General features: G+C 42.7%; 24 protein-coding genes. 6 read left to right on the top strand and 18 right to left on the bottom strand.

The annotated features are described in order from the left end of the window. Positions 1–11: 11 nt before the first annotated feature. Positions 12–1,907 (bottom strand): RimK/LysX family protein, encoded by a 1,896-nt coding sequence (locus CHJ_RS00450; RefSeq protein WP_317916583.1) that lies wholly within the window; start codon positions 1,905–1,907, stop codon positions 12–14. Between the two features lie 237 nt (positions 1,908–2,144). Between CHJ_RS00450 and CHJ_RS00445 the strand changes: the two genes are divergently transcribed. Beyond that, positions 2,145–4,490: a Tex family protein gene (locus CHJ_RS00445; protein WP_317916582.1), complete on the top strand. Its 2,346-nt coding sequence runs from the start codon at positions 2,145–2,147 to the stop codon at positions 4,488–4,490. A gap of 100 nt (positions 4,491–4,590) precedes the next feature. Here the strand turns inward: CHJ_RS00445 and CHJ_RS00440 are convergent, their stop codons facing one another. Together CHJ_RS00440 and bioH are read right to left on the bottom strand one after the other, a co-directional pair. Continuing rightward, complete coding sequence (locus CHJ_RS00440) at positions 4,591–5,061, bottom strand: ATP-dependent Lon protease (protein WP_171753517.1); 471 nt, start codon at positions 5,059–5,061, stop codon at positions 4,591–4,593. 82 nt (positions 5,062–5,143) lie between these two features. Continuing rightward, on the bottom strand, positions 5,144–5,911 hold the full coding sequence (bioH, locus tag CHJ_RS00435; RefSeq protein ID WP_317916581.1) for a pimeloyl-ACP methyl ester esterase BioH: 768 nt from the start codon (positions 5,909–5,911) through the stop codon (positions 5,144–5,146). 83 nt (positions 5,912–5,994) lie between these two features. Between bioH and CHJ_RS00430 the strand changes: the two genes are divergently transcribed. Next, a complete protein-coding gene (locus CHJ_RS00430; protein WP_317916580.1) occupies positions 5,995–6,702 on the top strand; it encodes a phosphoribosyltransferase family protein in 708 nt (235 codons plus the stop codon). A gap of 86 nt (positions 6,703–6,788) precedes the next feature. Then, the gene (gene nfuA, locus CHJ_RS00425) at positions 6,789–7,376 is read left to right on the top strand and encodes a Fe-S biogenesis protein NfuA (protein WP_171753520.1); all 588 of its coding nucleotides are present in this window, start codon (positions 6,789–6,791) and stop codon (positions 7,374–7,376) included. A 56-nt stretch (positions 7,377–7,432) separates the two neighbouring features. On the opposite strand, the gene CHJ_RS00420 is transcribed toward nfuA, so the two are convergent. The 15 genes from CHJ_RS00420 to gspC form a co-directional block, all read right to left on the bottom strand. Next, positions 7,433–9,025 carry a citrate lyase ligase gene (locus tag CHJ_RS00420; protein ID WP_317916579.1) on the bottom strand — a complete coding sequence of 531 codons (1,593 nt, stop codon included), beginning with the start codon at positions 9,023–9,025 and terminating at the stop codon, positions 7,433–7,435. A 611-nt stretch (positions 9,026–9,636) separates the two neighbouring features. After that, on the bottom strand, positions 9,637–10,467 hold the full coding sequence (gene cysQ / locus CHJ_RS00415) for a 3'(2'),5'-bisphosphate nucleotidase CysQ (RefSeq protein ID WP_171753521.1): 831 nt from the start codon (positions 10,465–10,467) through the stop codon (positions 9,637–9,639). A 9-nt stretch (positions 10,468–10,476) separates the two neighbouring features. Beyond that, positions 10,477–11,034, bottom strand: coding sequence for an ADP compounds hydrolase NudE (nudE, locus tag CHJ_RS00410; protein WP_171753522.1), 558 nt, complete (start codon positions 11,032–11,034; stop codon positions 10,477–10,479). A 95-nt stretch (positions 11,035–11,129) separates the two neighbouring features. After that, positions 11,130–11,888, bottom strand: coding sequence for a type II secretion system protein N (locus CHJ_RS00405; RefSeq protein WP_317916578.1), 759 nt, complete (start codon positions 11,886–11,888; stop codon positions 11,130–11,132). Between the two features lies 1 nt (position 11,889). Further along, on the bottom strand, positions 11,890–12,384 hold the full coding sequence (locus CHJ_RS00400; protein WP_317916577.1) for a type II secretion system protein M: 495 nt from the start codon (positions 12,382–12,384) through the stop codon (positions 11,890–11,892). Further along, positions 12,381–13,601, bottom strand: coding sequence for a type II secretion system protein GspL (gspL, locus tag CHJ_RS00395; protein ID WP_317916576.1), 1,221 nt, complete (start codon positions 13,599–13,601; stop codon positions 12,381–12,383). Before gspL ends, CHJ_RS00400 begins: the two co-directional genes overlap by 4 nt. Beyond that, a complete protein-coding gene (gene gspK, locus CHJ_RS00390; RefSeq protein ID WP_171753526.1) occupies positions 13,594–14,577 on the bottom strand; it encodes a type II secretion system minor pseudopilin GspK in 984 nt (327 codons plus the stop codon). The genes gspL and gspK overlap by 8 nt, the downstream gene beginning before the upstream one ends. A 10-nt stretch (positions 14,578–14,587) precedes the next feature. Next, positions 14,588–15,250 (bottom strand): type II secretion system minor pseudopilin GspJ, encoded by a 663-nt coding sequence (gene gspJ / locus CHJ_RS00385; protein WP_317916575.1) that lies wholly within the window; start codon positions 15,248–15,250, stop codon positions 14,588–14,590. Continuing rightward, positions 15,237–15,596, bottom strand: coding sequence for a type II secretion system minor pseudopilin GspI (gene gspI, locus CHJ_RS00380; RefSeq protein ID WP_171753528.1), 360 nt, complete (start codon positions 15,594–15,596; stop codon positions 15,237–15,239). Before gspI ends, gspJ begins: the two co-directional genes overlap by 14 nt. After that, positions 15,593–16,177 carry a type II secretion system minor pseudopilin GspH gene (gspH, locus tag CHJ_RS00375; RefSeq protein ID WP_171753529.1) on the bottom strand — a complete coding sequence of 195 codons (585 nt, stop codon included), beginning with the start codon at positions 16,175–16,177 and terminating at the stop codon, positions 15,593–15,595. The genes gspI and gspH overlap by 4 nt, the downstream gene beginning before the upstream one ends. A 52-nt stretch (positions 16,178–16,229) precedes the next feature. Continuing rightward, on the bottom strand, positions 16,230–16,667 hold the full coding sequence (gene gspG, locus CHJ_RS00370) for a type II secretion system major pseudopilin GspG (protein WP_171753530.1): 438 nt from the start codon (positions 16,665–16,667) through the stop codon (positions 16,230–16,232). A 102-nt stretch (positions 16,668–16,769) separates the two neighbouring features. After that, positions 16,770–17,993 (bottom strand): type II secretion system inner membrane protein GspF, encoded by a 1,224-nt coding sequence (gene gspF, locus CHJ_RS00365; protein WP_171753531.1) that lies wholly within the window; start codon positions 17,991–17,993, stop codon positions 16,770–16,772. Further along, a complete protein-coding gene (gene gspE / locus CHJ_RS00360) occupies positions 17,993–19,489 on the bottom strand; it encodes a type II secretion system ATPase GspE (protein WP_171753532.1) in 1,497 nt (498 codons plus the stop codon). Before gspE ends, gspF begins: the two co-directional genes overlap by 1 nt. Then, on the bottom strand, positions 19,489–21,513 hold the full coding sequence (gene gspD / locus CHJ_RS00355) for a type II secretion system secretin GspD (protein WP_171753533.1): 2,025 nt from the start codon (positions 21,511–21,513) through the stop codon (positions 19,489–19,491). Before gspD ends, gspE begins: the two co-directional genes overlap by 1 nt. 39 nt (positions 21,514–21,552) lie before the next feature. Continuing rightward, the gene (gspC, locus tag CHJ_RS00350; RefSeq protein WP_411861550.1) at positions 21,553–22,425 is read right to left on the bottom strand and encodes a type II secretion system protein GspC; all 873 of its coding nucleotides are present in this window, start codon (positions 22,423–22,425) and stop codon (positions 21,553–21,555) included. A gap of 282 nt (positions 22,426–22,707) precedes the next feature. Here gspC and hslR point away from each other — a divergent pair, with 282 nt between their 5' ends. The 3 genes from hslR to pckA all read left to right on the top strand — a co-directional run bounded on the left by hslR (position 22,708) and on the right by pckA (position 25,949). Beyond that, positions 22,708–23,097 (top strand): ribosome-associated heat shock protein Hsp15, encoded by a 390-nt coding sequence (gene hslR, locus CHJ_RS00345; RefSeq protein WP_317916574.1) that lies wholly within the window; start codon positions 22,708–22,710, stop codon positions 23,095–23,097. Between the two features lie 16 nt (positions 23,098–23,113). Continuing rightward, the gene (hslO, locus tag CHJ_RS00340; RefSeq protein WP_317916573.1) at positions 23,114–23,989 is read left to right on the top strand and encodes an Hsp33 family molecular chaperone HslO; all 876 of its coding nucleotides are present in this window, start codon (positions 23,114–23,116) and stop codon (positions 23,987–23,989) included. A 331-nt stretch (positions 23,990–24,320) separates the two neighbouring features. Beyond that, the gene (gene pckA, locus CHJ_RS00335) at positions 24,321–25,949 is read left to right on the top strand and encodes a phosphoenolpyruvate carboxykinase (ATP) (RefSeq protein WP_171753537.1); all 1,629 of its coding nucleotides are present in this window, start codon (positions 24,321–24,323) and stop codon (positions 25,947–25,949) included. Positions 25,950–26,030: the final 81 nt, after the last annotated feature.

Below are 26,030 nucleotides of genomic sequence, written 5' to 3'. Positions count from 1 at the left end.
GTGATTAAAAGCTATTCAAGTAAAAAAGTGCTGTCGCTACTGACAACCACTCCATGACGCAGAAAGTTCTCACCCAATATCATGCTGTATTCGAATCGAGAACGATCTTGTAAATTAACATTAACTGTCTCTCTAATGTCTCCCACTTGCACATCCATTTTCACTACAGGCCGATGATTCGCTTTCTCTCCTGACTTTGCCTTAATTGTCATCATTCGAACTATGTCTCGAGTAAATGTTTGTTTTTGCCCTTGAGAGTTTCGGTATGTAAAGTCCACCATTTTTTTGCCGTCTTGTTCATACAAAGTAATGTCTTGCGCATGGATTGAGCTCATATCTGCCCCGGTATCTAACTTAACAGGAAAAGTCATCCCTTCTACCGTTGCATTTTCAATATAGCCCGCCTTAATCAATTGATGCGACTCAAGCAACAAATCGGTACGGGTATTGATTAGAAGGCCATTTTTCCCCATACCCCGCCCGATATGGAAAGTGACTTGCTGATCTCCCTCATTTTCTAAGCTATCCAAGGCAACTTGATAGTCTTTGTACTGACCATTTGCTTCGATACGCATCTCAACAATAGGTCGAACTGAATTACCCACTTTAATTTTTCGTTCGACAGCTTTTACTTGCTTTTTCAACTCGCCATGACGATCTTGCAAATAATACGTCACTTGCTGCCCTTTATTGGCACCAGATAACTCAAAACTAGGCAAGGTAAGTAGTGGCGTCTGCACGTTTAAATCAATCTCAGATTTAACCTCTACACCATCAATGAGCAACTCCTCTTCTGGAGAGATCACCAATGGTCGCTTTTGTTTCATTCGGTCAGAAAACATTTCAGCCGGTTTATCCAGCAAATGTTTCTCATTGGCACTTAAAACAAAATTCTTACTTAATACGTCGGTCCCAATTCGTAATTGAGTACTGTTTTTTGAACGATCTTTTAGGTAAACCAATAAATGCGTCTCAAAACCATTTTTCCCTTTCACGGCAATATAAACCTCTGGTCTTTCCGTTTTGCCAAAGGTCAAAGTATCAATAAGCGGTAAGGTCAAGGACTCCGATTTGCCTTGCGCATCTTCAGTGGTAAAGCTCACCATATTGTTTTGTTTATCTACGTTGATATTGGTAGCGTGCATAACGGAATGACGACTGGTTAATGAGAAACTGGTTTCCATTGCTAAGCCCCCCACCATCAGTGTTTCTTGACGGCCAACCAATTGCGCTTTGGGTTGTTCCTGTAAAAAATCATAACCGGCAAACACCCATGCATGTTGTTTCAAAAATGATTTACCAATAAGAATAGGCGCTGAAAATTTGGATCGATCCGTCAAGCTCGCTTCAGTATGAATATCAACATCAGCAATTTTCATCTTCAGGTCAATCACTGGACGATACAACGGCTCTTTACTAGTACGACTCCGTACGACACTAATGCGGTATAGAGGCCGGTCAAACTCCAGCACTTCACCAGATATTGGATTCCGAATAGTAAAGCTAACCCTGACTTGTAGGTTTTCATGTTCGGCGTCATTAAATGCTTTTCGCCACCAATCACTCTCAACACCGCCAAAATCTATAATAACCTTCTTGAGTAACTCTCGATTGGTGAGCGCCTTATAGGTTGGATTTAAGCTATAGATCAAAATATCATCGGCATGCATTGAGGTGGTGTCTGCGCCAGTATCAATTTTCCCGACAAATGGAATATCACTGTATTTGCCAGATCCAGTAAAATAAATATGCTCAAGACGCCCCAAAACGGTCTTCCCATCTAATGTATAGGCGGGGTATTGAGTGGTATATTTCGCATCTTTAGCAATCGCTAAATTTGAAGTAAATGTCACTACCATAGAAAATACAGCCACCAGCAGTGTTAACGCTCTAACAACTTTTTTCATTGAATATTCCCAGCCCAATACAAAACAAGAATCTAAATCTCTATTTGTCAGTTTTACAAAATGTCGTAATTTATTGATATCTTTTATTTATTTCATTACTGATTTTAGACGATATACAAAATAACAACAGATAGAATTGTGAAGTTTTGGTAAGTTTTTGCTCTGGATATTTTATTATTTGCCCCCATTTATAGAGTCATATACGGTTATAGCCAACATTACTAAAGAGAAGTACCCATGAGTCAAGGGATCAGCTTACAAATAGCAAAAGAGTTGAATGTTCGACCAGAGCAAGTCAACGCCACCATAAATCTGATCGACGAAGGGAGTACTATCCCCTTTATTGCGAGATACCGAAAAGAAGTCACCGGAGGTTTGGACGATACTCAACTGCGCACGCTTGATAGCCGCCTCACATATTTAAGAGAAATGGATGAACGTCGTCACGCCATTATTAAATCCATTACTGAGCAAGGCAAACTTACCGCCGAACTAGAAAGAGAAATCGCTCAAGCAGACAGTAAAACTCGTTTAGAAGATCTCTATTTACCTTACAAACCCAAGCGCCGTACCAAGGGGCAAATCGCCATTGAAGCGGGCTTACTGCCTTTAGCCGACGCGCTATGGCAACAGGCAAATACTCAACCGGAAATAGAAGCACAAAAATACCTAAATCCGGAAATGAAGATAACCGACAGCAAAGCAGCCTTAGACGGTGCCCGCGCAATCGTCATGGAGCGCATTGCAGAAGATGCGAATCTCATTGAAAAACTGCGTCGCTATTTGTCTAGCCATGCTGAGTTACAATCTCGTGTAATAGAGGGTAAGCAGCTGCAAGGGGAAAAATTTAAAGATTACTTTGAACACAACGAAAAGATCACTCGCGTACCTTCTCACCGAGCATTAGCCATGTTAAGAGGACGTAATGAGGGCTATTTGCAGCTCTCCATGCAAGCCGACCCTAATCAGTTAGAGTCGACTAAAAGCTCCTATTGCGAAGAGATTATAGGCAAACATTACGGTATGCACTTAAGTGATGCTCCTGCGGACAAATGGCGTAAACAAGCGATTAGCTGGGCATGGCGTATCAAAATCTCTACCCACATGGAAACCGAGCTTATCGGTGCCATGAAAGAGCGAGCAGAAATTGGCGCCATTGATGTTTTTGCCAGCAACCTTAAAGATCTGCTAATGGCAGCACCAGCAGGACCTAGAGCAACATTAGGCTTGGATCCAGGATTAAGAACCGGCTCCAAAATTGCTGTTGTTGACAGCACAGGTAAAGTGTTAGCAACAGAGACTATTTATCCTAATCCACCACAAAATCAGATAGATAAGTCTGCTCATACTCTTCAGCAGTTAATCAAAAAACACCACGTCGATCTTATTGCTATTGGAAATGGCACAGCATCTCGTGAAACAGACAGCTTTGTTGCCGATGCTTTAAAGCAGGCAAATCTAAGCGTACAAAAAATTATCGTTAGCGAAGCAGGGGCATCGGTTTACTCTGCTTCCGAACTGGCTGCAAATGAATTTCCCAATATGGATGTATCGCTTAGAGGTGCAGTATCCATAGCCAGACGTCTACAAGATCCACTGGCAGAGCTGGTTAAGATTGACCCTAAATCTATTGGTGTAGGTCAATATCAGCATGACGTTAGCCAAGCTATGCTAGCAAAGCGCCTTGATGCCGTTGTAGAAGATTGTGTAAACGCCGTTGGCGTTGATGTAAACACGGCCTCTGCCGCTTTGCTTACCCGTGTGGCTGGCTTATCCAATACCATTGCACAGAATATTGTTAACTTTCGCGATGAACATGGTCGTTTTGAAAGCAGAGTGACTCTAAAAAAGGTTGCTCGCCTTGGACCAAAAGCGTTTGAACAAAGCGCTGGTTTTTTACGTATTATGAATGGTAAGAACCCATTAGATGCTTCATCGGTTCACCCTGAAGCTTATCCTGTGGTAAAAGCCATTGCGGACAAAAATCATAAAAACATCCAAAGTCTATTGGCCGATAGTGCTTTCCTTACTGCATTAAACGCCAGCGATTACACCAGTGACTTGTTTGGCATCCCTACCGTAACCGATATCATTAAGGAGCTTGATAAGCCGGGTCGAGATCCCAGACCAGAGTTTAAAACCGCTACCTTTGCTGCAGGAGTCAATAAAATATCAGACTTGGAAGCAGGTATGATTTTAGAAGGGGTGGTGTCCAATGTGGCTAATTTTGGGGCATTTGTCGATATTGGTGTTCATCAGGATGGTTTAGTCCATATCTCTGCTCTGACAGATCGATATGTTGCCGATCCTCGTGAAGTTGTAAAAGCGGGAGATATTGTCACCGTAAAAGTGACAGAGATAGATGTTCAACGTAAACGTATTGCTCTCACTATGCGCTTAAATGATAGCTCTGCAAGTCATTCTCGAACAACCGATACGCCGCGTTCAAGTAATAACCGTAACGCAAAAGGAAACAACGCTTCGCCGCGTCAGCAACAAAACACACGCAAAGAGCCGCCAGCAAATAGCGCTATGGGTGGCGCATTCGCAGCAGCTTTTGCAAATAACAAACGAAACAAATAATAAGCGGAACTCGAGGTAGCGAGGTTACTGGATTTTGGAGACAGCATTTTTCCAAGTCCAGACCTCCCGCTAGCTCGTATTCTAGATACTCAAAGAGTATCTAGAGCACCGCAATCACCTCAGAAGGCGTATTTGGTGCGACGGCATGACCATAGTGATACTTAATCACTGTACGTCGACGCTCCATTTTTCCCTGAACAATTGCCGCTTCAACTAAACTTTTCGGTAACCGAAAGCGAATGGTATAACCCATTCCCTGTTTTTCAGAATAAGTTTGTAACGCAATTAACTCAAATAAGCGACTTAGTGTGTCTTTTGGCTCTTCACTGCGAGCAGAAGACGTATTAGCCTCATTATCCAACTCATAGTCAGGGTGGTCAGATGGCTCCCAAGCAGGTCGTTTCCGGCGTTTGTCTTCGGCCTTCACCCGTCTTTCTGCATTGGTTTTAGCCAGTTCTACTGGCGGCGTAACAGGTTCACGAACCTTATTATCTCTTGCCGCTTGTTCAGTTTGAACATTGACCGAAGGGGCAATCAGTGGCACGTTCACATTGGTCGGCGACACAATCATGACAAACCTCCTTCTACATCAACCAGTCCGAATATCAACTATATCCTGCTTGGTTAGGTTACTTATCGGCCAATTTGTTCAATTATTTACCACTAAATTGAATTAATTTGTCACAAAACAGATCTAATTCCGTTATGAAAGGCGCATGAGAAGAGTCAGAAAATACGTAATGTGTTGAATATGGAATGGTTTTTAGCAAATCATCTGCGACTTTTACCGGAACAAGCCCATCAAGCCGTCCATACAAACGCAGCAGCGGCATGGTCAGTTTTGCTAAATCGCCTCTCAAGTCGATCTCAGCGAGCAGTGCTAAGCCGAGTTTCAAACTATTTTCTGAAGGCAATGTTCGAGAGAGAACGGCTCTCTTTAACGTTTTAACGTCTTGCCTTGCTGTTGGGCTTCCCATCGCTTGAAGCGCCATAAATCGCTCAATAGTCGTTTTAAAGTCCACCATCAACTGTTCGGTAAAGGCATCCAGAACTTCCGGTTTGATTCCTCTCCATGGACGCTCTGCAGCAAATTTAGGTGAACTGGCTACAGTAATTAACTTAGATACTCTTTCTGCGTGCTGCAAGGCAACCTGAGTAGCAATAAGCCCTCCTAACGACCAACCAACCCATATCGCCTTTTCCGGCGCGGCTTGTAGAACCAAGCGAACAATCTCATCTAAGTCTTCAGCGTCAACATCGGAGCTGTGGCCATAGCCGGGTAGATCAACAACGTGCACGGTAAAATGATGAGAAAGGGCATCAACGGTCTGCTGCCAAACCGCACCATTCATTCCCCAACCATGCACCAAAACCAGATCATCACCATTTCCTTCCCGCTGCCAATATAGTTCCGACTTCATTACATCTCCTACTTCTTTCATACATTTGTTATTCACTGCAATGCTAATTTCATTCAATACCAACCGATAAGGTGTCAATCGCTATGGTTTTTCCATTGATACGACGTACATTACATCACCATTTTACATCCAATTGTCATCTATGTGGTCTCACCATCTCTCCGCCACTTGGTGAAACTATTTGGTGTAACCACTGCTTACGCTATTTTCAAACGAATCCAAGATGCCAGCAATGCGGTTTATTAACCCCCACACCAGTGAGCCAATGTGGCCGCTGTTTAATGCAACCTCCACCATGGAATAGGCTGTACTGTATCGGAGACTATAGGTACCCACTCTCTTATTATGTGTATCAATTAAAATATGCAGGTATGTTCCAATACGCCTATGATCTAAGTTACTTACTTTCTCAACATATTGATACACCAGCACCTCTTATCACCTCTGTTCCTCTTCATTGGCGACGATACCTTAAACGTGGATTTAACCAAAGTGACGTTATTGCACATTACCTTTGCCAACACTTCTCTACGCCGTCAATTCTGAAAAAGCAACTGTTTAAAAGAATCCGGGCCACGCCATATCAACAAGGGCTAAACAAACAGCAGAGGAAAAGAAACTTAAACAATGCATTTCGATTGCAAGAGCAACCACCTTATCAGCATGTTGCGATTGTTGATGATGTCGTTACAACAGGTAGCACGGTACGACATTTATGCGATTTACTGCTTGATGTTGGCGTTAAAAAAATTGATATTTACTCTCTATGCCGAACACCAGAGCCATCATAAACAGAAAAACGAAATTTTATTGGCATCCTGGTAGTAGCAGAGTAGAATAAACTGAAATAACCTACCAAATAAGTCAGGTATTAGTCGTGTCAAATATTGTATCTATAACTGAAAATGCTCAATCTCATTTCGCCAAGCTGCTTGAACAGCAACCGGAAGGCACCAACATCCGTGTATTTGTGGTAAACCCAGGAACACCCAATGCAGAGTGTGGCGTATCTTACTGCCCACCAGAAGCGGTAGAAGCTGCCGATACCGAGATGCCATTTAGCGGTTTCTCTGCGTTTGTTGACGAACTTAGCATGCCTTTTTTAGAAGAGGCTGAGATTGATTTCGTAACCGATAAAATGGGCTCTCAGCTTACCTTGAAAGCGCCAAACGCCAAAATGCGTAAAGTCTCCGATGATGCATCTTTAATGGAGCGCGTTGAATACGCAATTCAAACTCAAGTAAACCCTCAACTAGCCGGCCACGGTGGTCATGTCAGTTTAATAGAGATAACCGAAGATGGTGTCGCACTGGTTCAATTTGGTGGAGGCTGCAACGGCTGTTCAATGGTTGATGTCACACTAAAAGAAGGTATTGAAAAAGAGCTTATTCAACAGTTTGAAGGTGAACTAACAGCGGTTCGTGACTCCACAGAGCACGATCGCGGCGAGCACTCTTACTACTAAGTCAGTCCCACACAGATCTTTAGCTAAAGCCACCTGAATCGGTGGCTTTTATCTAATTAATAGTTCTCTTTCAAAAAAAGGTAAGTAGGCTCAGGGACTATTTTTCTAATTTGCTCAAAGTTTTTGTATTCAAGGTACTTACGTACGCTTGAAGCACTAATTACTTCACCATCGGTTGAAACCCTATCTATAATCTCAACATCTATGTTGTACTTCGGCAGTAATTCTTGCATCTTCTCGTTGTACTGTCGGGTAATTTCACATTTTGGTTCGTCACCCAAAAAGATGATATCTATATTCAACTTCTTAGCGATGTACTCACAAAAGAACCAAGCTTCTACTGAGGCATCGGCTTTTGCCTCTGAATTCTCTTTAGCAAAATAATCGGGATAAGTAAGCTCTGTACAGATGAACTTCCCCCCTCTTAGCACGGTCACATTATCCATATGAGCGGTGCTTTCAGAAACTAACTTTAACCTGTCTTCAAATTTAAAAAACGATTTATCCTCTTCTATAACAAAGATAAATAACTTATCGACCTGCTTAGAAGCGTGCTCAATAAGGTGCATGTGGCCAATCGTAATAGGATTGCAGTTTACAGCCACACTACCAACCTTTTGCTCGGGTTCCGGAGTGTAACTATCGAGCATTTCAAGATAACTATTCATATCGCACGACTCAAGCGCTTGTGCCGTTTGTTTATATAGAAAATACTTAAATTTCTCTAACACATCCAAGACTTTGTCATCTGGTTCAATAGAATTTGGAATCGATACGCGATGGCGATCAATCAATGGCAACAAAATATTATCGGAAATAATTTTGCCAATAACCTGATTACCTTTAGGTGAAAAATGACACTGGTGTTTGGTCAAATCAATAAAAAAGTCAGAGCCACGACTGACATCATTTAAGTCTATACGAGTAATACAGTCGTCATTTATATTATTAAACTCATCAAAGTCGAAAAACACCACGATATCATTTGGATTGATATCAGTTTGTACTAGGTTGTTCATTGCCAGCAGTAAGTTCATACCTAACACGCCATGATTCTCTAACTTAATGCCGTCATGCGCCCGATTGACTTGCTTTTGCACCTGACTAACCAAGGTATCTTCGTCACTCATACCAATAGAGAAAGTCGTTGATGACCCAAAAAATATCACTTTTCTATCCACTGTCTCAGGTTGATTTACCGTAGTACGTAACCCATTGCGAACGGATACTAGTGTATTTTCAAAATCTGAAAGTTGAACCTTTGTTGCTCTGATCACAGGAGGGGTATAACTAAACAGCTCATTATATTTGTTATCATATTTTTCGGTATATAACTGCTTAATATAACTGGGTGGATTGTTTGTCTTACTCCAATCATTTCTGTTTGCTATGTATAGATGGCTATTTGCGATAAGATCTTTTTCCTGAGCAGATTTTCCTCTAAGCAGTTTTCCCTTTCCTGTCACTTGAATAAATGACGGAACACCTCCCTTACTAACAATGTAATCTTTAATAAAGCTTATTTTATCAACATCATACAAGTTATCATTGAGGTCATCGATAAGACGAATTAGATTTGTCGTCCCTTCTTGAAAAGAAAAGTTATGTTCTTTTTCTAACTGCTCCATTTCTTCATATTTGTTGTTCATGATGTACAGATTTAGCAGGACAAAATAGTAATCCTGCCTCTCACCATCATAAAAAAGTTCTTCTGCATATTTTATAGCTTTGTTATAAGCACCCGATCTTATATAGAGTTTGACCAACTTAGTGTTCAAAATGAACTTACGCTTTCGCGAGCAAAATTCTCTTAATAAAAGGTATTTAGTCAACCTAGCTGTTAAAAATAAGCGTCTAAAATACATAAATGATGCCTTAAAACTTAATATCAAAATACTCTCAAGCATGATACTTGGTAAGGGGTGAATATAGAGTTAATCGCTACGAATATAGCACTAACAGAAAACGCGAAGGCTATCATAAGCACTTGATAGAAAATAGTTTTCTAGTAAACGAAACTGGAAAATTATCTGTCGTGTTCCAAATTTAATCTAAATCCGCTCTAGATGTTGCGGTTAACAAACTTTGATCAGCTCATCAAAACGAGCCAATCTCGTTCTCTAAGATGAGGAGGGCAATAATATGAAGAAATATCAGATAGAAAGGAAAGACAACTACATTTAAAAAGCCAGCAATTTATATCACTGGCTTGGAAAAAATAGCTATTTTAGAGGAAGGGATACCTAGATTTGCGCCTCAATCATACTTTTTCCTTTAAAATTGTTGCCCATGGTAGGTTTTCGTCCCCCAACACAATAAAGTTTGGGTTCTCCAAGGTTTCTCTTTCGTTATAAGATAAGGCTTCTAATTGGGTACTTAATATTCGACCACCCGCTTCTTGAACAATGCACTGTGTCGCAGCCGTATCCCACTCTCCTGTTGGCCCTAAACGCAAATAACAGTCCACAGCACCTTCTGCGACTAAACAGGCCTTTAATGCTGCAGAGCCTAACGGAATCAGCTCATAGTTCCACGCTGGAGACATCTTATTGGTAATATTATTGATATTCTGTCGGCGACTTATAGCAATAGATAACGTACTGCTCTGCTCTTCATGTATCAGCGTTTTTATACGGATACTCTCGCTCATATTGGGAATCTTCCAAGCCCCTTTACCTTCATAGGCATAGTAAGAAACTCCAGATACCGGCGCATAAACAACCCCCATTACAGGTCGATTGTTTTCCACTAAAGCAATGATAGTGGCAAAGTCGCCACTTCGGGCAATAAACTCTTGGGTTCCATCAAGTGGATCAACTAACCAGTAACGATCCCATTGGGCGCGCTTTTCCAATGCAATATCGGCCGCTTCTTCAGAAAGTACCGGAATATCAGGCGTTAATTCGCTTAATTTTTCAGAAATAAGCTTATGAGCAGCCAAATCTGCACTCGTCACCGGTGTTTCATCACTCTTAATAAAGGATTCATACTGATTGTTCTGATAGATATCTAAGATCAGTTGCCCGGCTGAACGAGCAATATCGATAACAGATGGTAAAAGGTGAGAAAGATCTTTTCGTAACGTCGACATTAACTATCCCTATATTTCTCTATTGGCAATGTGTCGCTGAGCCAACATAAGTGCCGCAATGCTTCTCGCTTCACTAAAATCCAAATGAGAAAGAAGATCTTCTGCCTGACTTAACGGCCAGCGAACAACTTCTAATGGTTCAGGCTCATCCCCTTCCAGTGACTCCAAATAGAGGTCTTCGACCAAAAATAACGTCATTTTTGCCGAGAAGTATGAAGGAGCCAATATCACCTGTTTTAACGGCGTCAACTCTCTTGCGCCAAATCCAATCTCTTCTTTCAACTCTCTGTTAGCTGCCTGCTGAGGAGTTTCCCCCAGATCAACTAATCCTTTAGGAAAGCCCAGTTCGTACTCTTCGGTTCCCGCAGCATATTCACGAACCAGCAGCAAGTCCCCCTCTTCAGTAAGAGGAACCATCATCACGGCTTGCCTGCCACTGCGCTTCATTCTCTCGTATGTACGCTTTACACCATTTGAAAACTCTAAATCGAGAGACTCAATAGAAAACAGTTTCGATTTCGCGACCATCTCAACCGATAAAATTTTCGGCATTATTTTTTTTGCCATCTCTCTTCCCTTCCCTTGAATTAGTCTGGCGATCATTAATTACATACTAGCGCTCTTACTTACTATGTAAATAGATTCGTTGCCATTAGTATTCGCTAATACCGCACAACTCCGGAATAAACGAACGGATAACGTCCTTGTGCATCTGGATTACCCAGCCATTTTAACTGTGAACGCATTCCCGCAGGAAAGTCGCTATTCGGCTTAAACCATGCATCAAGCTTAACCTGCATATCGCGGCTTAGCTCAGCAGTAAACGCTGCAGCGAGCTGGTCATTTTCATGATTTGATTCAGCTGAAAGCACACTGTTCGCACAAGAGAGGTCTGCAATGATAGTGCCAAGGTTTAAGCTGCCTAATGGGCTATTTACTTCGCTGTTATTCCACACTAGTGTTCCTTGAGCTGCTTGACACCAAGGCTGCTCATAGCGGTATTGTTGAATGGCCAGTTCCACTTGCCCATTTACATCAATAGGCAAAGGATAATTGACCTTATTTTGAATGCTTTTTGCCGCAATGGATGCCACAACATTTTTAGCATATAAACCCGAAAAATCGAAACCAACAATGCCTTTGCCGTTAAACCCTAAATCACTCCCATAACCAAAACGTAACGCATATTCCGCTTTGCCTTTAAATAACTGACTTGGTGCAAATTGCCAACTCACCTTGCCTAAATTCTGTCCTCGCCAATTCAGCTGTTGTATATTTCCCTGCCATAACGTGCCGCTTGCCCCGCTAACATCCATAGGTAAATTTGCGTAAGGCAACACAAACGACACTGGTGTATGCACAACTACACTCAAAGAGAAAAACCCTGTAAAAAGGAAGATATACAAAATTATTCGTTTCACTCTACCCGCCTCGCTTTAGCTGCAAACGCTTTACATCGATCATGCCTTGTTTGTCAGCGGCAGAAATATCCATAAACTCAACGGCAATACCTTGCTGCTCTTTTAAATACTGAACCCAAGTAATAAATTGATTGAAAGGCACAGGTTTAATCCAAATCTGCAGCATTTCGTCCCTTGGCTGCATACGAATAAGTTCAATGTTGTAGCGCTTCACGGATTCCGAAATCACCTGATTAATGGCTTTCGTTGAGCTAGGCGCTCCAGAGCTTTGGCGCAGCTCTACGATAGTATCGGCTTTATTTGTCACCCACTGCAGGAGCTGCTGTTCACTGGTTAACTTTAATTGCGCTTTTTCAGCTCTCGCAATAATAGGTTGAGCGATTCCCCAGTATATGACCGCCGCTACAATAAAAATGATCGCGCTCACTAGTAATCTTTGCTCTCTGACAGAGATGCTGCTCCACCACAAGCGAATAGAACTTAATCGCCCTTTCATTGCTTATTCCTTAATACAAAACTGCCTGACACCTTGTCCTGCTTTTTACTCAACGGACCTTGTACAACCGTGAACGTTTTAGCCAGATTAATACGAACCTGTTCAAAAGTCTGGAAATCCTTCATCACAGTTTGCAAGCGAACTTCTCCACGTTTAGCGTCATAACGAATATTTTCTATCTCAACCGATGGATATTTTTCTAATGCGCTTGGCAGTGACGATAACCAATCCAGCACGGAATCACCTGTCGTTCCGCCAGAAAGTCGAGCCACTTCATCATTCATCTGTCGCTTTAAATAACTGATAGTTGGGATTTTTCTTTTGTCAGGAAAAACCGTTCTAAATACCCGTTCACTTTCAGCTCGATAGGCGCTTGCCTGTGCTTCAAATTGCTGTAGCTGAATAACGTTCTGCGCGACAATGACAGCAACAAAAAGTCCTGCTGCAATCGCCGCTTTTCGCCACACTTTTAGCTGCTTAAATAACGACGATTGCGACTTAAATGTACCCGTAAGCAAATTAATTGAAGAGAATATGGCTCCCTGGCTTAACAGGGCCATCACCAACTCTGGTTCTGCTGCTTTCCAATGTACGTGACTAACACGAGTAACATCATGCTCATAAGGAGTGTATGAGGTCACCGTGACTGGCTTATCTTCACTTTGGCTCTGTAGAGAATGTAGAAAATGAGTGAGCCACTGTTGCTCAACCGCAACTCCAGAAAACTGATTTTGTCTAAACAGCCAAGTGTTACCCATTTGCAAAGCACTAACGCCGTCGGGTAATAGTGGCATAGCAAACAGATCAGGAATCACCTTTTTAACCGTAAGGCCTGCTTGTTTGAAATCACTGAGACAAGTCGTTAAATACTCTTTATCTACTCCTGCAACATAAGCATGGCTTGAAGTGCGATTAAGAATCGTAAAATGCAACTCCTCAACATCTTGAGCAATATTCTCTTCCAGTAAATAGGGCAGCATATTTTCGAACTGGCGAGATGCACCAGAGGGGATGTCGACCTCGGTAACGATGACATCACGGCTATCGAGTAATAGCACTGTTGTGCGATTCTCGGCATAAGGCAATAGCTCACTAAGCTGAGCTTTGTTACCCAGCTCGCCACTGGCAATTACATCATTTTGACTAGTAGACCAAACCAACCACGAAAGGGTTGCGTCATTTTCTCTACTTAACCGTACGGTCAGAAATTCACTCACTGATTCCTCCAAAGCGCCGACGAACAACTTCGACATCTTTTCTATCTTTAGAATAAAGCAGGCTTCTTATCCTGACTCTAGATTCATTAACGATGACCTGAGCATCAAGCTCAAAATAGTGACTATCTACAGTGAGATACCCTTTTGCTTTATCTTTGATGGTTGCATCAATCGTGGCAATATCCGACTCTAACAAAAAGTCGTTCACCGTCGCCCAACCATCAAAAGGACGATTATCAATCAGCGCTTTCGCGTTAGCGACACTTAATGCAGGAGAAAATAGAGCCGCTAATAGAACTCCACCCTCTTCAGATACGGTATTGACATTAAGTCGCCAGTCACTACTTGGAATGGCGCAAACAATAGAACCGATAGCATCCATTATCTTCTGATCCATCTGCTGTATAGCACGAAGCTCCGTATTATCCGCTAAAATACCATTGGCCGTTAAATAGGGTGGACTTAATGACTCATAGCTACCATCTTCGGCTCCCAAACTAGAGCGAGCAACCGTGTCTTGATCCAGAAATTCCCACGCGGACTCTGCAATAACTTCTGCTTGGTAACTGTCCACATCCAGTTCATCTAATATCAATTGAAACAAGTTAACCAAATAAGGCTTAGTGTCTGTTGCTGTCTCCTGTGGCAAAGCAGAAAACACGTTAATGTTAAAGCAGGATTGCATATCTCGAATGCTTCCTTTCGCATCACCATAATCCAATGGGTAAACCTGCTCTTCCAGAGCCCACGGCTGACTTAAATTTATGGTATCACCATCGCTATAACTCTCTGCAATACCATACTTAGCTAACGCTTCTACACCAATGCTATACCAATATGCTTGCTGGTGGTCCAGCCGATTTTCTGCTCGTTTAAAATTCACAAACAGACGCTCAGACATGGTGGCCGCAATTGAGATCATCATCGCCAAAATCATCATCACCACAATCAGTGCAGCACCTTGTTGCTTTTTCATTCGCTGACCATTAACCATTCTCGTCATCACCACTTTTGGTATTTAACGATGAACCGGCGGTTAAGTAAATCCGCTCAATGGTTCCATAATCCTCAAGCTCTAAGGTAAAGGCCACGGCTTTAGGCAGTGCGAGTTTTTCTGACCACTCTTCTTTCCATTCACCTTCTGAATAGAAACGCATTTTCAGCGAGGTGACTCTATCCAATAATGGAGTGGTGATCCCCTCTTGCCCTACAGGAGTATCGGGGTAACGCCACCATACCCTTTGCAATGTATCCGCGATGATCCGATAACCGACTTTTGATACTTCCCCTCGAGGAAAACGATTTTGCGGATTTAACCAACCTAAACGAACAAATAGAACGCCATTCTCATCAGAAGAGAGCAAACCACTGCCCCACTCAATCAGCATATCGCTGGCCACTTCGCCATTGGTGCGAAATTGTCTTAATGCTATTTGGCGAAAATCGTTATCAATGATCACCATGGCTCGTTGCAGTGCTTTTAATCGATCGGTTTTCTCTATCGATTGAGCGTTGCTGCGCTGCACTTGGTCTAGTACTTGATAGGCAGAAAGACTTAATCCAGCAAATATGGCAATCGCTACCAAGACCTCAATAAGGGTAAAACCACACTGGCGGTTTCTTCTCAGGCTTCTGCTATTTATCGACATAGCTTCTTACCGTAACGATGGTACTTTTTTGCTCTTGATCGGTAGAAACAGTGACATCAAAAGCTTTAATAAAATCCGTTGCTGTGGCGACAGGCTTCACTGTCCAGTACCACTCTCGTCCAGCCATGTTACTCTTACCGCTCCGCTCCGCGGTAAGCGACTCAGCCAATATTACTTTTGCCATCACATTGTCTACCACCATAGAAGCAAATGTTTTCTCTTCTAAGTACGAGAGGGTGTTACTGTGTTGTGTGGTAGCACGAATTACGCTGATGGCCGCGGTGGCAAAAATAGCTAAAGCCACCAGCACTTCCAGCAATGTCATCCCTCTGATTTTCTTTGTCATTGCCCCGCCCTTTTGGCGTATTCCATTGGCGTAACAAGGATAATCTCTCCATTTTCTTTTGCTTCTATGGTCCAGAGTGATTCTGGCTGAGATTCTGCAGAGATTGTCACAGAAAACGGGGTCACCTCACCGCTGGATAGCACAAAGACTTGCGGTGGTAATGATTGAGTTTTCTCATCTAACTCAGCAAACATCTCTTCATCAAATAGCGACTCCTGATTAAATAGAGTGTCATTGTTAGCCCAAGCATCACTGCCTAATTGAAAATCTACGCTGAGCCCCTGTTCAAAGGTGGTCTCTTTATAGGTTTTATTCTCTAAAGGTTGCCAGCCCTTTTCTGTTAACGTTACAAAACGGTAGTTATCACCACTATTATCAAACCGGACACCATAATCCCGACCATTTAGTATGGCGTCTTCATTAAGCAGTTGTAACTTATAAAAAAAGCGCTGAGCTTGTAACTTAGCAGTATCTTGCTGATTATCTGGCAAAGTCATCACCACCGCCACTGCACTTAGCGAGATCAATACCATCACGAGCATGATCTCTATAAGTGTAAAACCGGCACTTTTTCTTATCATAATGTTAGCTGTCTAAGCGAAAGAAGATAAGCGGATGAAAAATCAGTGCGCATTAGCGAAAATCTTGTAAGTTCCAGTTACCAATATCAGCATTGGCTTCTTCACCACCCTCTTCGCCATCAGCACCAAGTGAGAAAATATCAATGGTTCCGTTATCACCCGGGCTAAGGTATTGGTACTCACGTCCCCAAGGGTCATTCGGTAGACGCTTGATATAGCCATTGTTGCGGTAGTTTCTTGGCTCTGGTGTGCCACTAGGTTTGTTCACCAATGCCTCTAATCCTTGATCTGTCGACGGGTAAACACTGTTATCCAGTTTATACATATCAAGAGCTTGCTCCAGTGCAGAGATATCCGAAATGGCTTTCTGTTGATCCGCTTTCTCTTTATTTCCAAGTAGGTTAGGAACAACAAAACTGGCCAATACACCCAAAATAACCACAACCACCATAACTTCAAGCAAGGTGAAGCCTGTCTGTTTTCTTTTCATTTTCTCTCCAACTAAATTAATGCTGTAATTGTTTGTTTATGATTTGGTTAACTGTCCACAATGAATAATTCATCAAAAGTAGCGGCTAAAAGTCAGTAAAACCTAGCCTGATACCAAATTATTCATTTCTAAAATAGGCATTAAGGTTGCCATGACAATAAACAGTACCACCCCTGCCATAACGGCAATCAATGCTGGGGTAAATAACCCTAGCGCAATATTGGTAGTGGATTCAAAATCTCGATCTTGGTTATCCGCTGCACGCGTTAACATCTGCTCCAGTTCACCACTCTGTTCACCACTGGCGATCATATGCAGCATCATAGGGGGAAAAAGCTTGGTTTGTTGCAATGACTTTCTTAAGCTCCCCCCTTCTCGCACTTTCTCTGCTGCTAGCAGAACTTCTCGTTTAACATACTGGTTGGTCATTACATCTGCCGCGACTTTCATTCCTTCCAATAGAGGAATGGCACTCGATGTACAGATGGATAATGTGCGAGCAAATCGAGAGGTATTTAATCCTCTCGCTATTTTTCCTATCAAGGGAAAGTAGAGCACCTTCCTGTCCCACGACAAGCGTGTCGACTCTTTCATCATGGCAAACTTAAATAACGCAATCAGAGCGATAATAGCCAACACAATCACCAGCCCCCAGCTCTGTACAAAATCACTGGCGCTCAATAAAAACTGTGTTGATGCCGGAAGCTCTTGTCCCATTTGCACAAACTGATCGACTATTTGTGGTACTACGCTGGAAAGCAGAAACGCCACAACACCGATTGCAAATACCGTTAGCACTACAGGATAGATCATTGCCTGCTGCAACTTAGAACGCATCTGCTGACGGTTCTCGGCATAGTCCGCGAGGCGATTCAAAATAGTGTCTAAGTGACCGGATTTTTCACCAGCTGCCACCATAGAGCGAAATAGATCATCAAAAATATGTGGGTAGTCTGCCATGCTATCTGCAAGGGTATAGCCTTCAATAACACGAGATCTTACCGCCATTATCATGGTGCGGATTCTTGGTTTTTCCGTCTGCTCTGCGACCGCTTTAAGACACTCCTCCAATGGCATCCCCGCTTGAACCAACGTAGAGAGTTGACGCGTTATTAAAGCCAGATCATTCACACTTATACCGCGCTTAATTGTTGACGGCTGATGAGAGCTCGTAGACGTTTTCTTCGCTTTGGTTTCTACCACCTCAACAGGAATTAACCCTTGTTCTTTCAGACGCTGGCGAACCTGACGTGCATTGTCTCCTTCAACCACGCCTTTTTGCTGTCGGCCCTTTGCATTTAAGGCTTTATATTCAAATGCCGCCATCAGACTTCCTTAGTGACACGCATAACCTCTTCCAACGTGGTTATACCTAAGCGAACTTTATTTAACCCATCATCACGAATACTTGGTGTTTCTGCGCGAATCGATTTCTCAATAGCTTGCTCACCCACTTCTGAATGAATCAGCTCTTGCACATCGTCATTGATCACCAGCAGTTCATGAATACCGGTTCGGCCTCGATAGCCTTTGTAATTGCACTCTTCACAACCTTGTTTTTTATACAAAACTAACTCGTCATCCGCAGACAGAGAAAACAGCTTTTTCTGCTCACTGTCGGCTTGGAATGGCTGTTTACAGTCCGGACACAGTGTACGAACCAAACGTTGCGCTAATACTCCAAGCAATGAAGATGAGATGAGAAATGGTTCAACCCCCATATCCCTGAGACGTGTAATGGCACCCACAGCAGTATTGGTGTGCAAGGTAGACATCACTAAGTGACCAGTAAGAGAGGCTTGGACTGCAATTTGGGCGGTTTCTAAATCACGTATCTCACCCACCATCACCACATCTGGGTCTTGACGCAAAATCGCTCTTAAACCACGAGCAAAGGTCATATCCACTTTTGGGTTTACCTGTGTCTGACCAATACCATCAATATCAAATTCAATAGGATCTTCAACGGTAAGAATGTTGCGTTCGCTGCTGTTGAGTTCTTGCAGGCCAGCATAAAGCGTAGTGGTTTTACCTGAACCTGTCGGGCCTGTAACCAAAATAATGCCGTGAGGACGAGCGATCAGCTTTTGGAATGTGTCATGGTTCTGTGTAGTCATGCCCAAGCTGTGTAAATCAAGTTGAGTGGCATTCTTATCCAACAGACGCATAACCACACGCTCACCATGTGACGATGGCATGGTTGATACACGCACATCCACAGCCCGACCACCAATTCTTAACGAGATTCGGCCATCTTGAGGTACACGTTTCTCAGCGATATCCAGCTTAGCCATCACCTTAACTCGCGACACCAATAGCGGCGCCAACTTTCTACTCGGTGCCAACACTTCTCGCAGTACACCATCAACCCGAAAACGAATGGATAGCGACTGTTCAAACGTTTCTATATGGATGTCAGAAGCACCTTCTTTTATCGCTTCACCCAACATGGCGTTAATCAGCTTGATAATAGGTGCATCGTCTTCTGCTTCGAGCAAGTCTTCATTCTGCGGCAACTCTTCCGCTAATGAGAAGAAATCATCATTATCAGCACCGATATCTTCCATTAACTGACGAGCTTCAGAGGAGTTGCGTTGATAAGCCAGCGTCAGTTTCTTTTCAAACTCTTCTAAAGAGATAGCTACAGGAACAAATGGTTGAAGAGTCACTCGTTGTACTTCCGATAACGTCGTCACAGCAAGAGGTTCAACATAAAACAGTGTCAGCGGTTGAGCCTCTTTTTCATTGTTTTCCAATACTAGCTGATGCCGTTTTGCAAAACTAAACGGCAATCGAGACAAGTCGTCACCCATCCCTCGCATTATTTTGCCTCCAACTGATCAATAAAGGCTTGGAACTCTGCAGGATAACGCTTCTCAGAACCTATCTCCGGCAACACTGGAATCGCGTCATCTGAGAGCAATTTCAACCCTTGTTCGGCTTTAAATAGCTGCTCAGCACGGAAATAGTTGTACTTACGCTGAGTAATGCCATCCGCCGTCATACCATCACGAATAATGGTTGGTTTAATAAACACCATTAGGTTGCGTTTTTCTATCTGGGTACTGGTGGATTTAAAGAGATGACCAAGCACAGGGATATCCCCTAAAAACGGCACTTTAGATTCGTTCTCCATGGCACGTTCGTCCATTAATCCACCCAGAACCAACATTTGCCCATCTTGAATCATTACTGAGGTATTCAGTTGACGTTTGGCAAAACGCACATCCACCGCACCACTAGCTCCCAAGACATTAGACACCTCTTGTTCAATATTAAGCTGTACAGAGTCGCCTTCATTGATTTGAGGAACAACTTTGAGCTTAATTCCCACCTCTTTACGTTCAACGGTTTGGAAGGGGTTACTATTACTTGAGCTAGCGGTAGAACCGGTGATCACTGGCACTTCTTCACCAACAATAAACGACGCCTCTCCATTATCCATAACAGTAATGCTTGGAGAGGAAAGAATGTTAGAGTTTGAATCGGTAGAGACCGCACTAATCAAGGCCGTCCAATCGCCCATCAGCACACTTACCGCAGCACCATTCACTCCGCCTAGCGCACTGGCTAAAGTAGAGTAGTCACCCTTTGTAGTAGTCTCTTCATAATATTTGATCGCGCCCGTATTAGAATCTCTAATAGGTTTTTTCTCAGTAGTATCTTTGGCATTTTCTAAGCCAACCATCACCTGACCAATTGGCGCACCGGTATTTCCGTACTGAATAACGGCACCGGTTTCTAGGTTGCCCCACTGAACCCCTAAATTGACGCCATCACCTTCCGACATTTCTACAATCAGAGCTTCAATAAGCACCTGTGCACGACGAATATCCAATTGGGCAATAACGTCAAGCAGCGCTGTCATCACATCGGTTGGCGCGGTAAGTACCAAGGCATTGGTATCAGGGTGAGCCGCGATCATCACCTCAGTACGATTTGAACCAGACTGCTGCCCGGCGGTTTTCTTCTCTGACTGGATGTTATCTGATACCCCTTTTAGGACATCGACCATCTCTTCAGCTTTAGCATATTTTAAATAGACAACCTTATTGTTTCCTTTCGTTGCCATCTCAACATCTAACTGCATAATCAATTTACGCAGACGTTTTCTAACGGTAGGGTCGCCAGAAATCAATACGGAATTGGTTCTATCATCGGCTACCAGCTTTGGCTGTAAAAATTCAGGGGTATTTTTGGTATTGGCGGATTTATTTAACGCCTCTACAATACGTACCATCTCAGATGCAGAGGCACTTCTCAGTTCAACCACTTCAATCTCTTTGTCGCCGGCCTGATCCACTCGCTCAATAATTTCAGCAAGGCGGTTAACCACCGCAGCACGTCCGGTAATCAAAATAATATTGGCAGGGTCGTAATGCACAACATTACCCGCTCCTGCATTATCATTTAATTGACGAAGAAGAGGAGAGAGCTCTCTAACCGAGACATTCCGCACGGCAACCACACGGGTAATCACTGCGTCACCCTTTATTGACGAATCATCACCAACCACGGGAATGGCGGATGTTTTGGCATCTTTGGCTTTTATCACCTTTAAAATACCGTTTTCCATCTCGACAACCGCAAAGCCATACACTTCTAAAACATTAAGAAAAAACTGGTAGTATTGCTTTTCGGTGAGTACATCGTAGCTACGAACATCGATTTTTCCGCGCACAGAAGGATCAACAATAATGGTCTTTTCTAAATTTCGACCAACAATGTTAATAAACTCCTGTATATCTGTTCCTTTAAAGCTAGCGCTAAATTCGTTTGCCATGGCAGGCACACACATTAGACTTCCTGCCAGCAATAACGCACTTTTGCTTAACCACCCTTTCACTAGAAACTCCTAACTATCGCTAACACTTAATGTGCCAGCTTAAAATGCGATATATATTTCATGAAGTTGACCGTCACGATCAACCGTCAAATTTAATTCCGTTAGCTCATTTATAGATTGCCAAATCTTACTCATTGCAGTGGGATTAGTGAGGTCTTCACCATTTAATTGCGTTGCAATATCCCCTTCTTGTAATCCTACAGAGTCAAACAGCGCTCGCTCATTTCCAGGTCGAACACGATAGCCGAGCAAGCGATCATTTCTTTTTACCTGCGATAATCGTATGTAACGTAAGATACTTTGAGGATCTTCAACAACTTGCGCTCTAATGTCCGCTAATCGTACTTGGTTGTTTCCTACACCTTGAGAAGAAGTCACTGAATCTTGCTGTAACGCTCGTCTGCTGTACTCAATCCCTTCAAGCATTAACGTCTCATCTCTTCCTGAATTATCAATAATAACTCGGTCGATAAACACCGCTTTCAATTTTGCCTGAGTGCCTTCTATCTGTTCGCCAATACCATAAGTGGACTGGCTGCCTCGATTGGCAATAATCGCCAAGCTGTTATTCTTATCTGACGTCGCAACGGCACCAACTAATACCAAATTCAATTTGGTTTTTGGTGCATCTTGAACAATAGGCTGTACGATAACAGGTGCGGTCTCAGAATAACGACCAAAGAGGTTGGCATTAACAAGGTTAGAGATATCGGTAGGTTTTTTACCTGACAATTGTGTCACTTGAGATTGGTTTGCTTCCCATGAAGCGATGGTTGTGCTCGGTTGTTGTAGTTGCCAAAAAAGTTGCCCCAACAGCCACGATGAGCATGCAATAAATATTAGCGTTACAACAACACTAATAACAGATTGTGATTGTGTCCATAACAATGGTAACTTCCCGAAAAAGCGCATTGGCTTTTTATTCAGGCTCACAGTCGAGAGCATCCATAACCTCATACTAGTCAAAGACAAAAAAAAGAGTAGCGGAGAAGAATAGCATATCTTGATGATTATCTACGTAAGATAACTGCTACATTTTATTCTCGGCACTTGAAAAAATAGAGTCATATCACCATTTCTACACAAAATAGCAACAGGGTTTAGCGACTTATTTTACGGCATGTACCGAATTTACTTGGCTATAAGACCAGTAACATCCTGTAGCGTTCATTATTTTTAGGGTTGGGTATAAAAGTGAAATCAAATTCAGACGCTGTTCGGCTAGATAAATGGCTTTGGGCAGCACGATTCTACAAAACACGCTCTATTGCTCGTAACATGGTTGACGGTGGCAAAGTACACTACAATGGACAGAGATCTAAACCCAGTAAACTCGTTGAACTGGGAGCAGTCATCACATTGAAACAAGGCCATGACGATAAGACGGTCATTATTGAAAAAGTTTCCGATCAACGTCGTGGAGCACCTGAAGCACAACTGCTTTATAGAGAGACAGAAGAGAGCATCGCGAAACGTGAAGAGAATCACGAGCAACGAAAACTAAATGCTTTCCATAGTCCAAGCCCGGATCGCCGACCGGATAAAAAACAGCGCCGTAATATTATTAAATTTAAACATCAATAAGCTGGAGTTTCCTGAAATGGCAAACAATGTATTAAACCGCTACCTATTTGAAGACCTGTCTGTTCGTGGCGAGTTGGTTCAACTAGATGAGACATACCAACAGATAATTTCCAGCAAGGAGTACCCTACTGCGGTTCAAAACTTGTTGGGTGAACTATTAGTTGCAACAACGCTGCTAACCGCAACCTTAAAGTTTGAAGGATCCATCACCTTACAATTACAAGGTGACGGCCCTGTTTCACTAGCGGTTATCAACGGAGATCACGATCAGAAGGTTCGCGGTGTCGCTCGCTGGGAAGGAGATATCGCCAACGATGCGAGTTTGCATGACTTGATGGGCAAAGGACACTTGGTGATTACCATTTCACCTAAGCAAGGAGAGCGCTACCAAGGCATCGTTGGTCTTGAAGGGGAAACCTTGGCTCACTGCCTTGAAGAGTACTTTGTTCGCTCTGAGCAGCTTAAAACACGACTCTGGTTCCGTTTAGGTCAACATGAAGGAAAAGCCCATGCTGCAGGTATGTTGCTACAGGTTATGCCGGATGGTACTGGTTCTGACAATGATTTCGAACATTTAGAGCAATTGACTGACACAGTGAAAGATGAAGAGCTGTTTTCACTTCAGGCCAATGAGTTACTTTATCGCTTGTACAATCAAGAGACGGTTAAACTGTTTGATGCTCAACCTGTTGAATTTCATTGTGGTTGTTCACGCGAAAGAAGCGCCTCTGCCATCATTACGGTGGCAAAAGAAGAGGTTTACGACATGTTAACAACTGAAGGAATAATTTCTTTACATTGTGATTACTGCGGCACGAGTTATTCGTTCGACGAAAGTGATGTTACCGCTCTATATACACAAGCAGAGGCAGAGAACAAAACCGTTCACTAACATGCATATATGCAAACATTATTTTAATATTTAGATCAAGCCGGCAAAAACCGGCTTTTTTGTTACATAAAACCATATAAATCACCCAGTTAATCGACTCTCCACACATTTCTTACTTTCTTTTCTGTACAATATTTTGATCTAGCGCAAAGCTTTGCGTCCGCAACAACTGAAGCGTACTAAAGTGTGACGAACGAGCATAATCGATGTATTTTTCGTCAATTATTTTTGACTTATCTCCCTGTTTTCTCGCTTTCACGTTGATAGCATGGTGAACAGATTAAAAAAAAGAATTTACAAATTCCCTACAATTATCCAATAAGGAGCACCTATGACCGTAATGGAACATACTAAGGCTGCACAACTAGACCTAACTAAATACGGACTAACAAACGTAAAAGAGATTGTTCGCAATCCAAGTTACGAAATGTTATTCGCCGAGGAAACTCGTTCTGATTTAGAAGGGTATGAAAGAGGCGTAGTAACTGAGCTTGGCGCTGTTGCTGTTGATACTGGTATTTTCACCGGTCGTTCACCTAAAGATAAGTTCATCGTAAAAGATGCAACAACTGAAGAAAACATGTGGTGGACATCCGATCAAGTTAAAAATGATAACAAAGCTATCTCTACAGAGGTGTGGAACGAGCTTAAAGAACTAACAACAACACAGCTATCCGGCAAACGACTATTTGTTCTCGACTGCTATTGTGGCGCAAACGAAGATACACGTCTTTCTATCCGCTTTGTTACTGAAGTAGCTTGGCAGTGTCACTTCGTTAAAAATATGTTCATTCGACCAACAGAAGAAGAACTCGCAACGTTTGAACCTGACTTTGTCGTTATGAACGGCGCAAAAACAACAAACACTAACTGGGAAAAACAAGGCTTAAACTCAGAAAACTACACCGTATTTAACTTGACTGAAAAAATGCAGTTAATTGGTGGTACTTGGTATGGCGGCGAAATGAAGAAAGGTATGTTCGCCATGATGAACTACTTCTTACCTCTAAAAGGCATTGCATCAATGCACTGTTCTGCCAATGTGGGTGAAGAAGGCGATACCGCTATCTTCTTCGGTCTATCTGGTACAGGTAAAACCACACTATCAACCGATCCAAAACGCCAGCTAATTGGTGATGATGAGCACGGTTGGGATGATGATGGAGTATTCAACTACGAAGGTGGCTGCTACGCGAAAACCATCAACCTATCTAAAGAAGCTGAGCCGGATATCTACAATGCTATCCGCCGCGATGCACTACTAGAAAACGTCACTGTACGTAACGACGGTTCTATCGATTTTGATGATGGTTCTAAAACCGAGAATACTCGTGTTTCTTACCCTATCTACCATATCGACAACATTGTTAAACCTGTATCTAAAGCAGGACACGCACAGAAAGTTATCTTCTTAACAGCTGATGCATTTGGTGTGTTACCTCCGGTTGCTAAGTTGACTCCAGAGCAAACTAAGTACCACTTCTTATCAGGCTTTACCGCCAAATTGGCAGGTACTGAGCGAGGCATTACAGAGCCAACGCCAACCTTCTCTTCTTGCTTCGGTGCAGCGTTCTTAACACTACACCCAACTAAGTATGCAGAAGTATTGGTTAAGCGTATGGAAGCAGCAGGAGCAGAAGCTTACCTAGTGAACACTGGCTGGAACGGTACAGGTAAACGTATTTCTATCCAAGATACACGCGGTATTATTGATGCCATCTTAGATGGCTCAATCGAGAAAACAGATACTAAGCAAATTCCAGTATTCAACTTAGAAGTTCCAATGGCACTTCCTGGTGTTGACCCTGCGATTTTAGACCCACGTGATACTTATGTGGATCCACTACAATGGGAAAGCAAAGCTGAAGACTTGGCGCAGCGCTTTATCAAGAACTTTGAGAAGTATACTGATAACGCAGACGGTGCAGCATTAGTTTCTGCAGGACCTCAGTTAGACTAAATGACATAAAACTATGATAAAGCCCCTCAAATGAGGGGCTTTTTAATTGAATCAAATACTTTTTTACGGCAATCTCGTAAC

Source organism: Vibrio sp. MACH09 (assembly GCF_033238805.1).
Taxonomy (GTDB): Bacteria; Pseudomonadota; Gammaproteobacteria; order Enterobacterales; family Vibrionaceae; genus Vibrio.
The sequence above is the reverse complement of the archived record's forward strand: the minus strand, read 5'-3'. Positions and strand labels throughout refer to the sequence as shown.

What these genes read in the sequence shown, in the direction of transcription:
- CHJ_RS00450 (WP_317916583.1), bottom strand. Translation starts at nt 1,907, where the DNA reads ATGAAAAAAGTTGTTAGAGCGTTAACACTGCTGGTGGCTGTATTTTCT.
- CHJ_RS00445 (WP_317916582.1), top strand. Translation starts at nt 2,145, where the DNA reads ATGAGTCAAGGGATCAGCTTACAAATAGCAAAAGAGTTGAATGTTCGA.
- CHJ_RS00440 (WP_171753517.1), bottom strand. Translation starts at nt 5,061, where the DNA reads ATGATTGTGTCGCCGACCAATGTGAACGTGCCACTGATTGCCCCTTCG.
- bioH (WP_317916581.1), bottom strand. Translation starts at nt 5,911, where the DNA reads ATGAAGTCGGAACTATATTGGCAGCGGGAAGGAAATGGTGATGATCTG.
- CHJ_RS00430 (WP_317916580.1), top strand. Translation starts at nt 5,995, where the DNA reads ATGGTTTTTCCATTGATACGACGTACATTACATCACCATTTTACATCC.
- CHJ_RS00420 (WP_317916579.1), bottom strand. Translation starts at nt 9,025, where the DNA reads ATGAACAACAAATATGAAGAAATGGAGCAGTTAGAAAAAGAACATAAC.
- cysQ (WP_171753521.1), bottom strand. Translation starts at nt 10,467, where the DNA reads ATGTCGACGTTACGAAAAGATCTTTCTCACCTTTTACCATCTGTTATC.
- nudE (WP_171753522.1), bottom strand. Translation starts at nt 11,034, where the DNA reads ATGGCAAAAAAAATAATGCCGAAAATTTTATCGGTTGAGATGGTCGCG.
- CHJ_RS00400 (WP_317916577.1), bottom strand. Translation starts at nt 12,384, where the DNA reads ATGAAAGGGCGATTAAGTTCTATTCGCTTGTGGTGGAGCAGCATCTCT.
- gspK (WP_171753526.1), bottom strand. Translation starts at nt 14,577, where the DNA reads ATGAAAAAGCAACAAGGTGCTGCACTGATTGTGGTGATGATGATTTTG.
- gspJ (WP_317916575.1), bottom strand. Translation starts at nt 15,250, where the DNA reads ATGTCGATAAATAGCAGAAGCCTGAGAAGAAACCGCCAGTGTGGTTTT.
- gspI (WP_171753528.1), bottom strand. Translation starts at nt 15,596, where the DNA reads ATGACAAAGAAAATCAGAGGGATGACATTGCTGGAAGTGCTGGTGGCT.
- gspH (WP_171753529.1), bottom strand. Translation starts at nt 16,177, where the DNA reads ATGATAAGAAAAAGTGCCGGTTTTACACTTATAGAGATCATGCTCGTG.
- gspG (WP_171753530.1), bottom strand. Translation starts at nt 16,667, where the DNA reads ATGAAAAGAAAACAGACAGGCTTCACCTTGCTTGAAGTTATGGTGGTT.
- gspF (WP_171753531.1), bottom strand. Translation starts at nt 17,993, where the DNA reads ATGGCGGCATTTGAATATAAAGCCTTAAATGCAAAGGGCCGACAGCAA.
- gspE (WP_171753532.1), bottom strand. Translation starts at nt 19,489, where the DNA reads ATGCGAGGGATGGGTGACGACTTGTCTCGATTGCCGTTTAGTTTTGCA.
- gspC (WP_411861550.1), bottom strand. Translation starts at nt 22,425, where the DNA reads ATGCGCTTTTTCGGGAAGTTACCATTGTTATGGACACAATCACAATCT.
- hslO (WP_317916573.1), top strand. Translation starts at nt 23,114, where the DNA reads ATGGCAAACAATGTATTAAACCGCTACCTATTTGAAGACCTGTCTGTT.
- pckA (WP_171753537.1), top strand. Translation starts at nt 24,321, where the DNA reads ATGACCGTAATGGAACATACTAAGGCTGCACAACTAGACCTAACTAAA.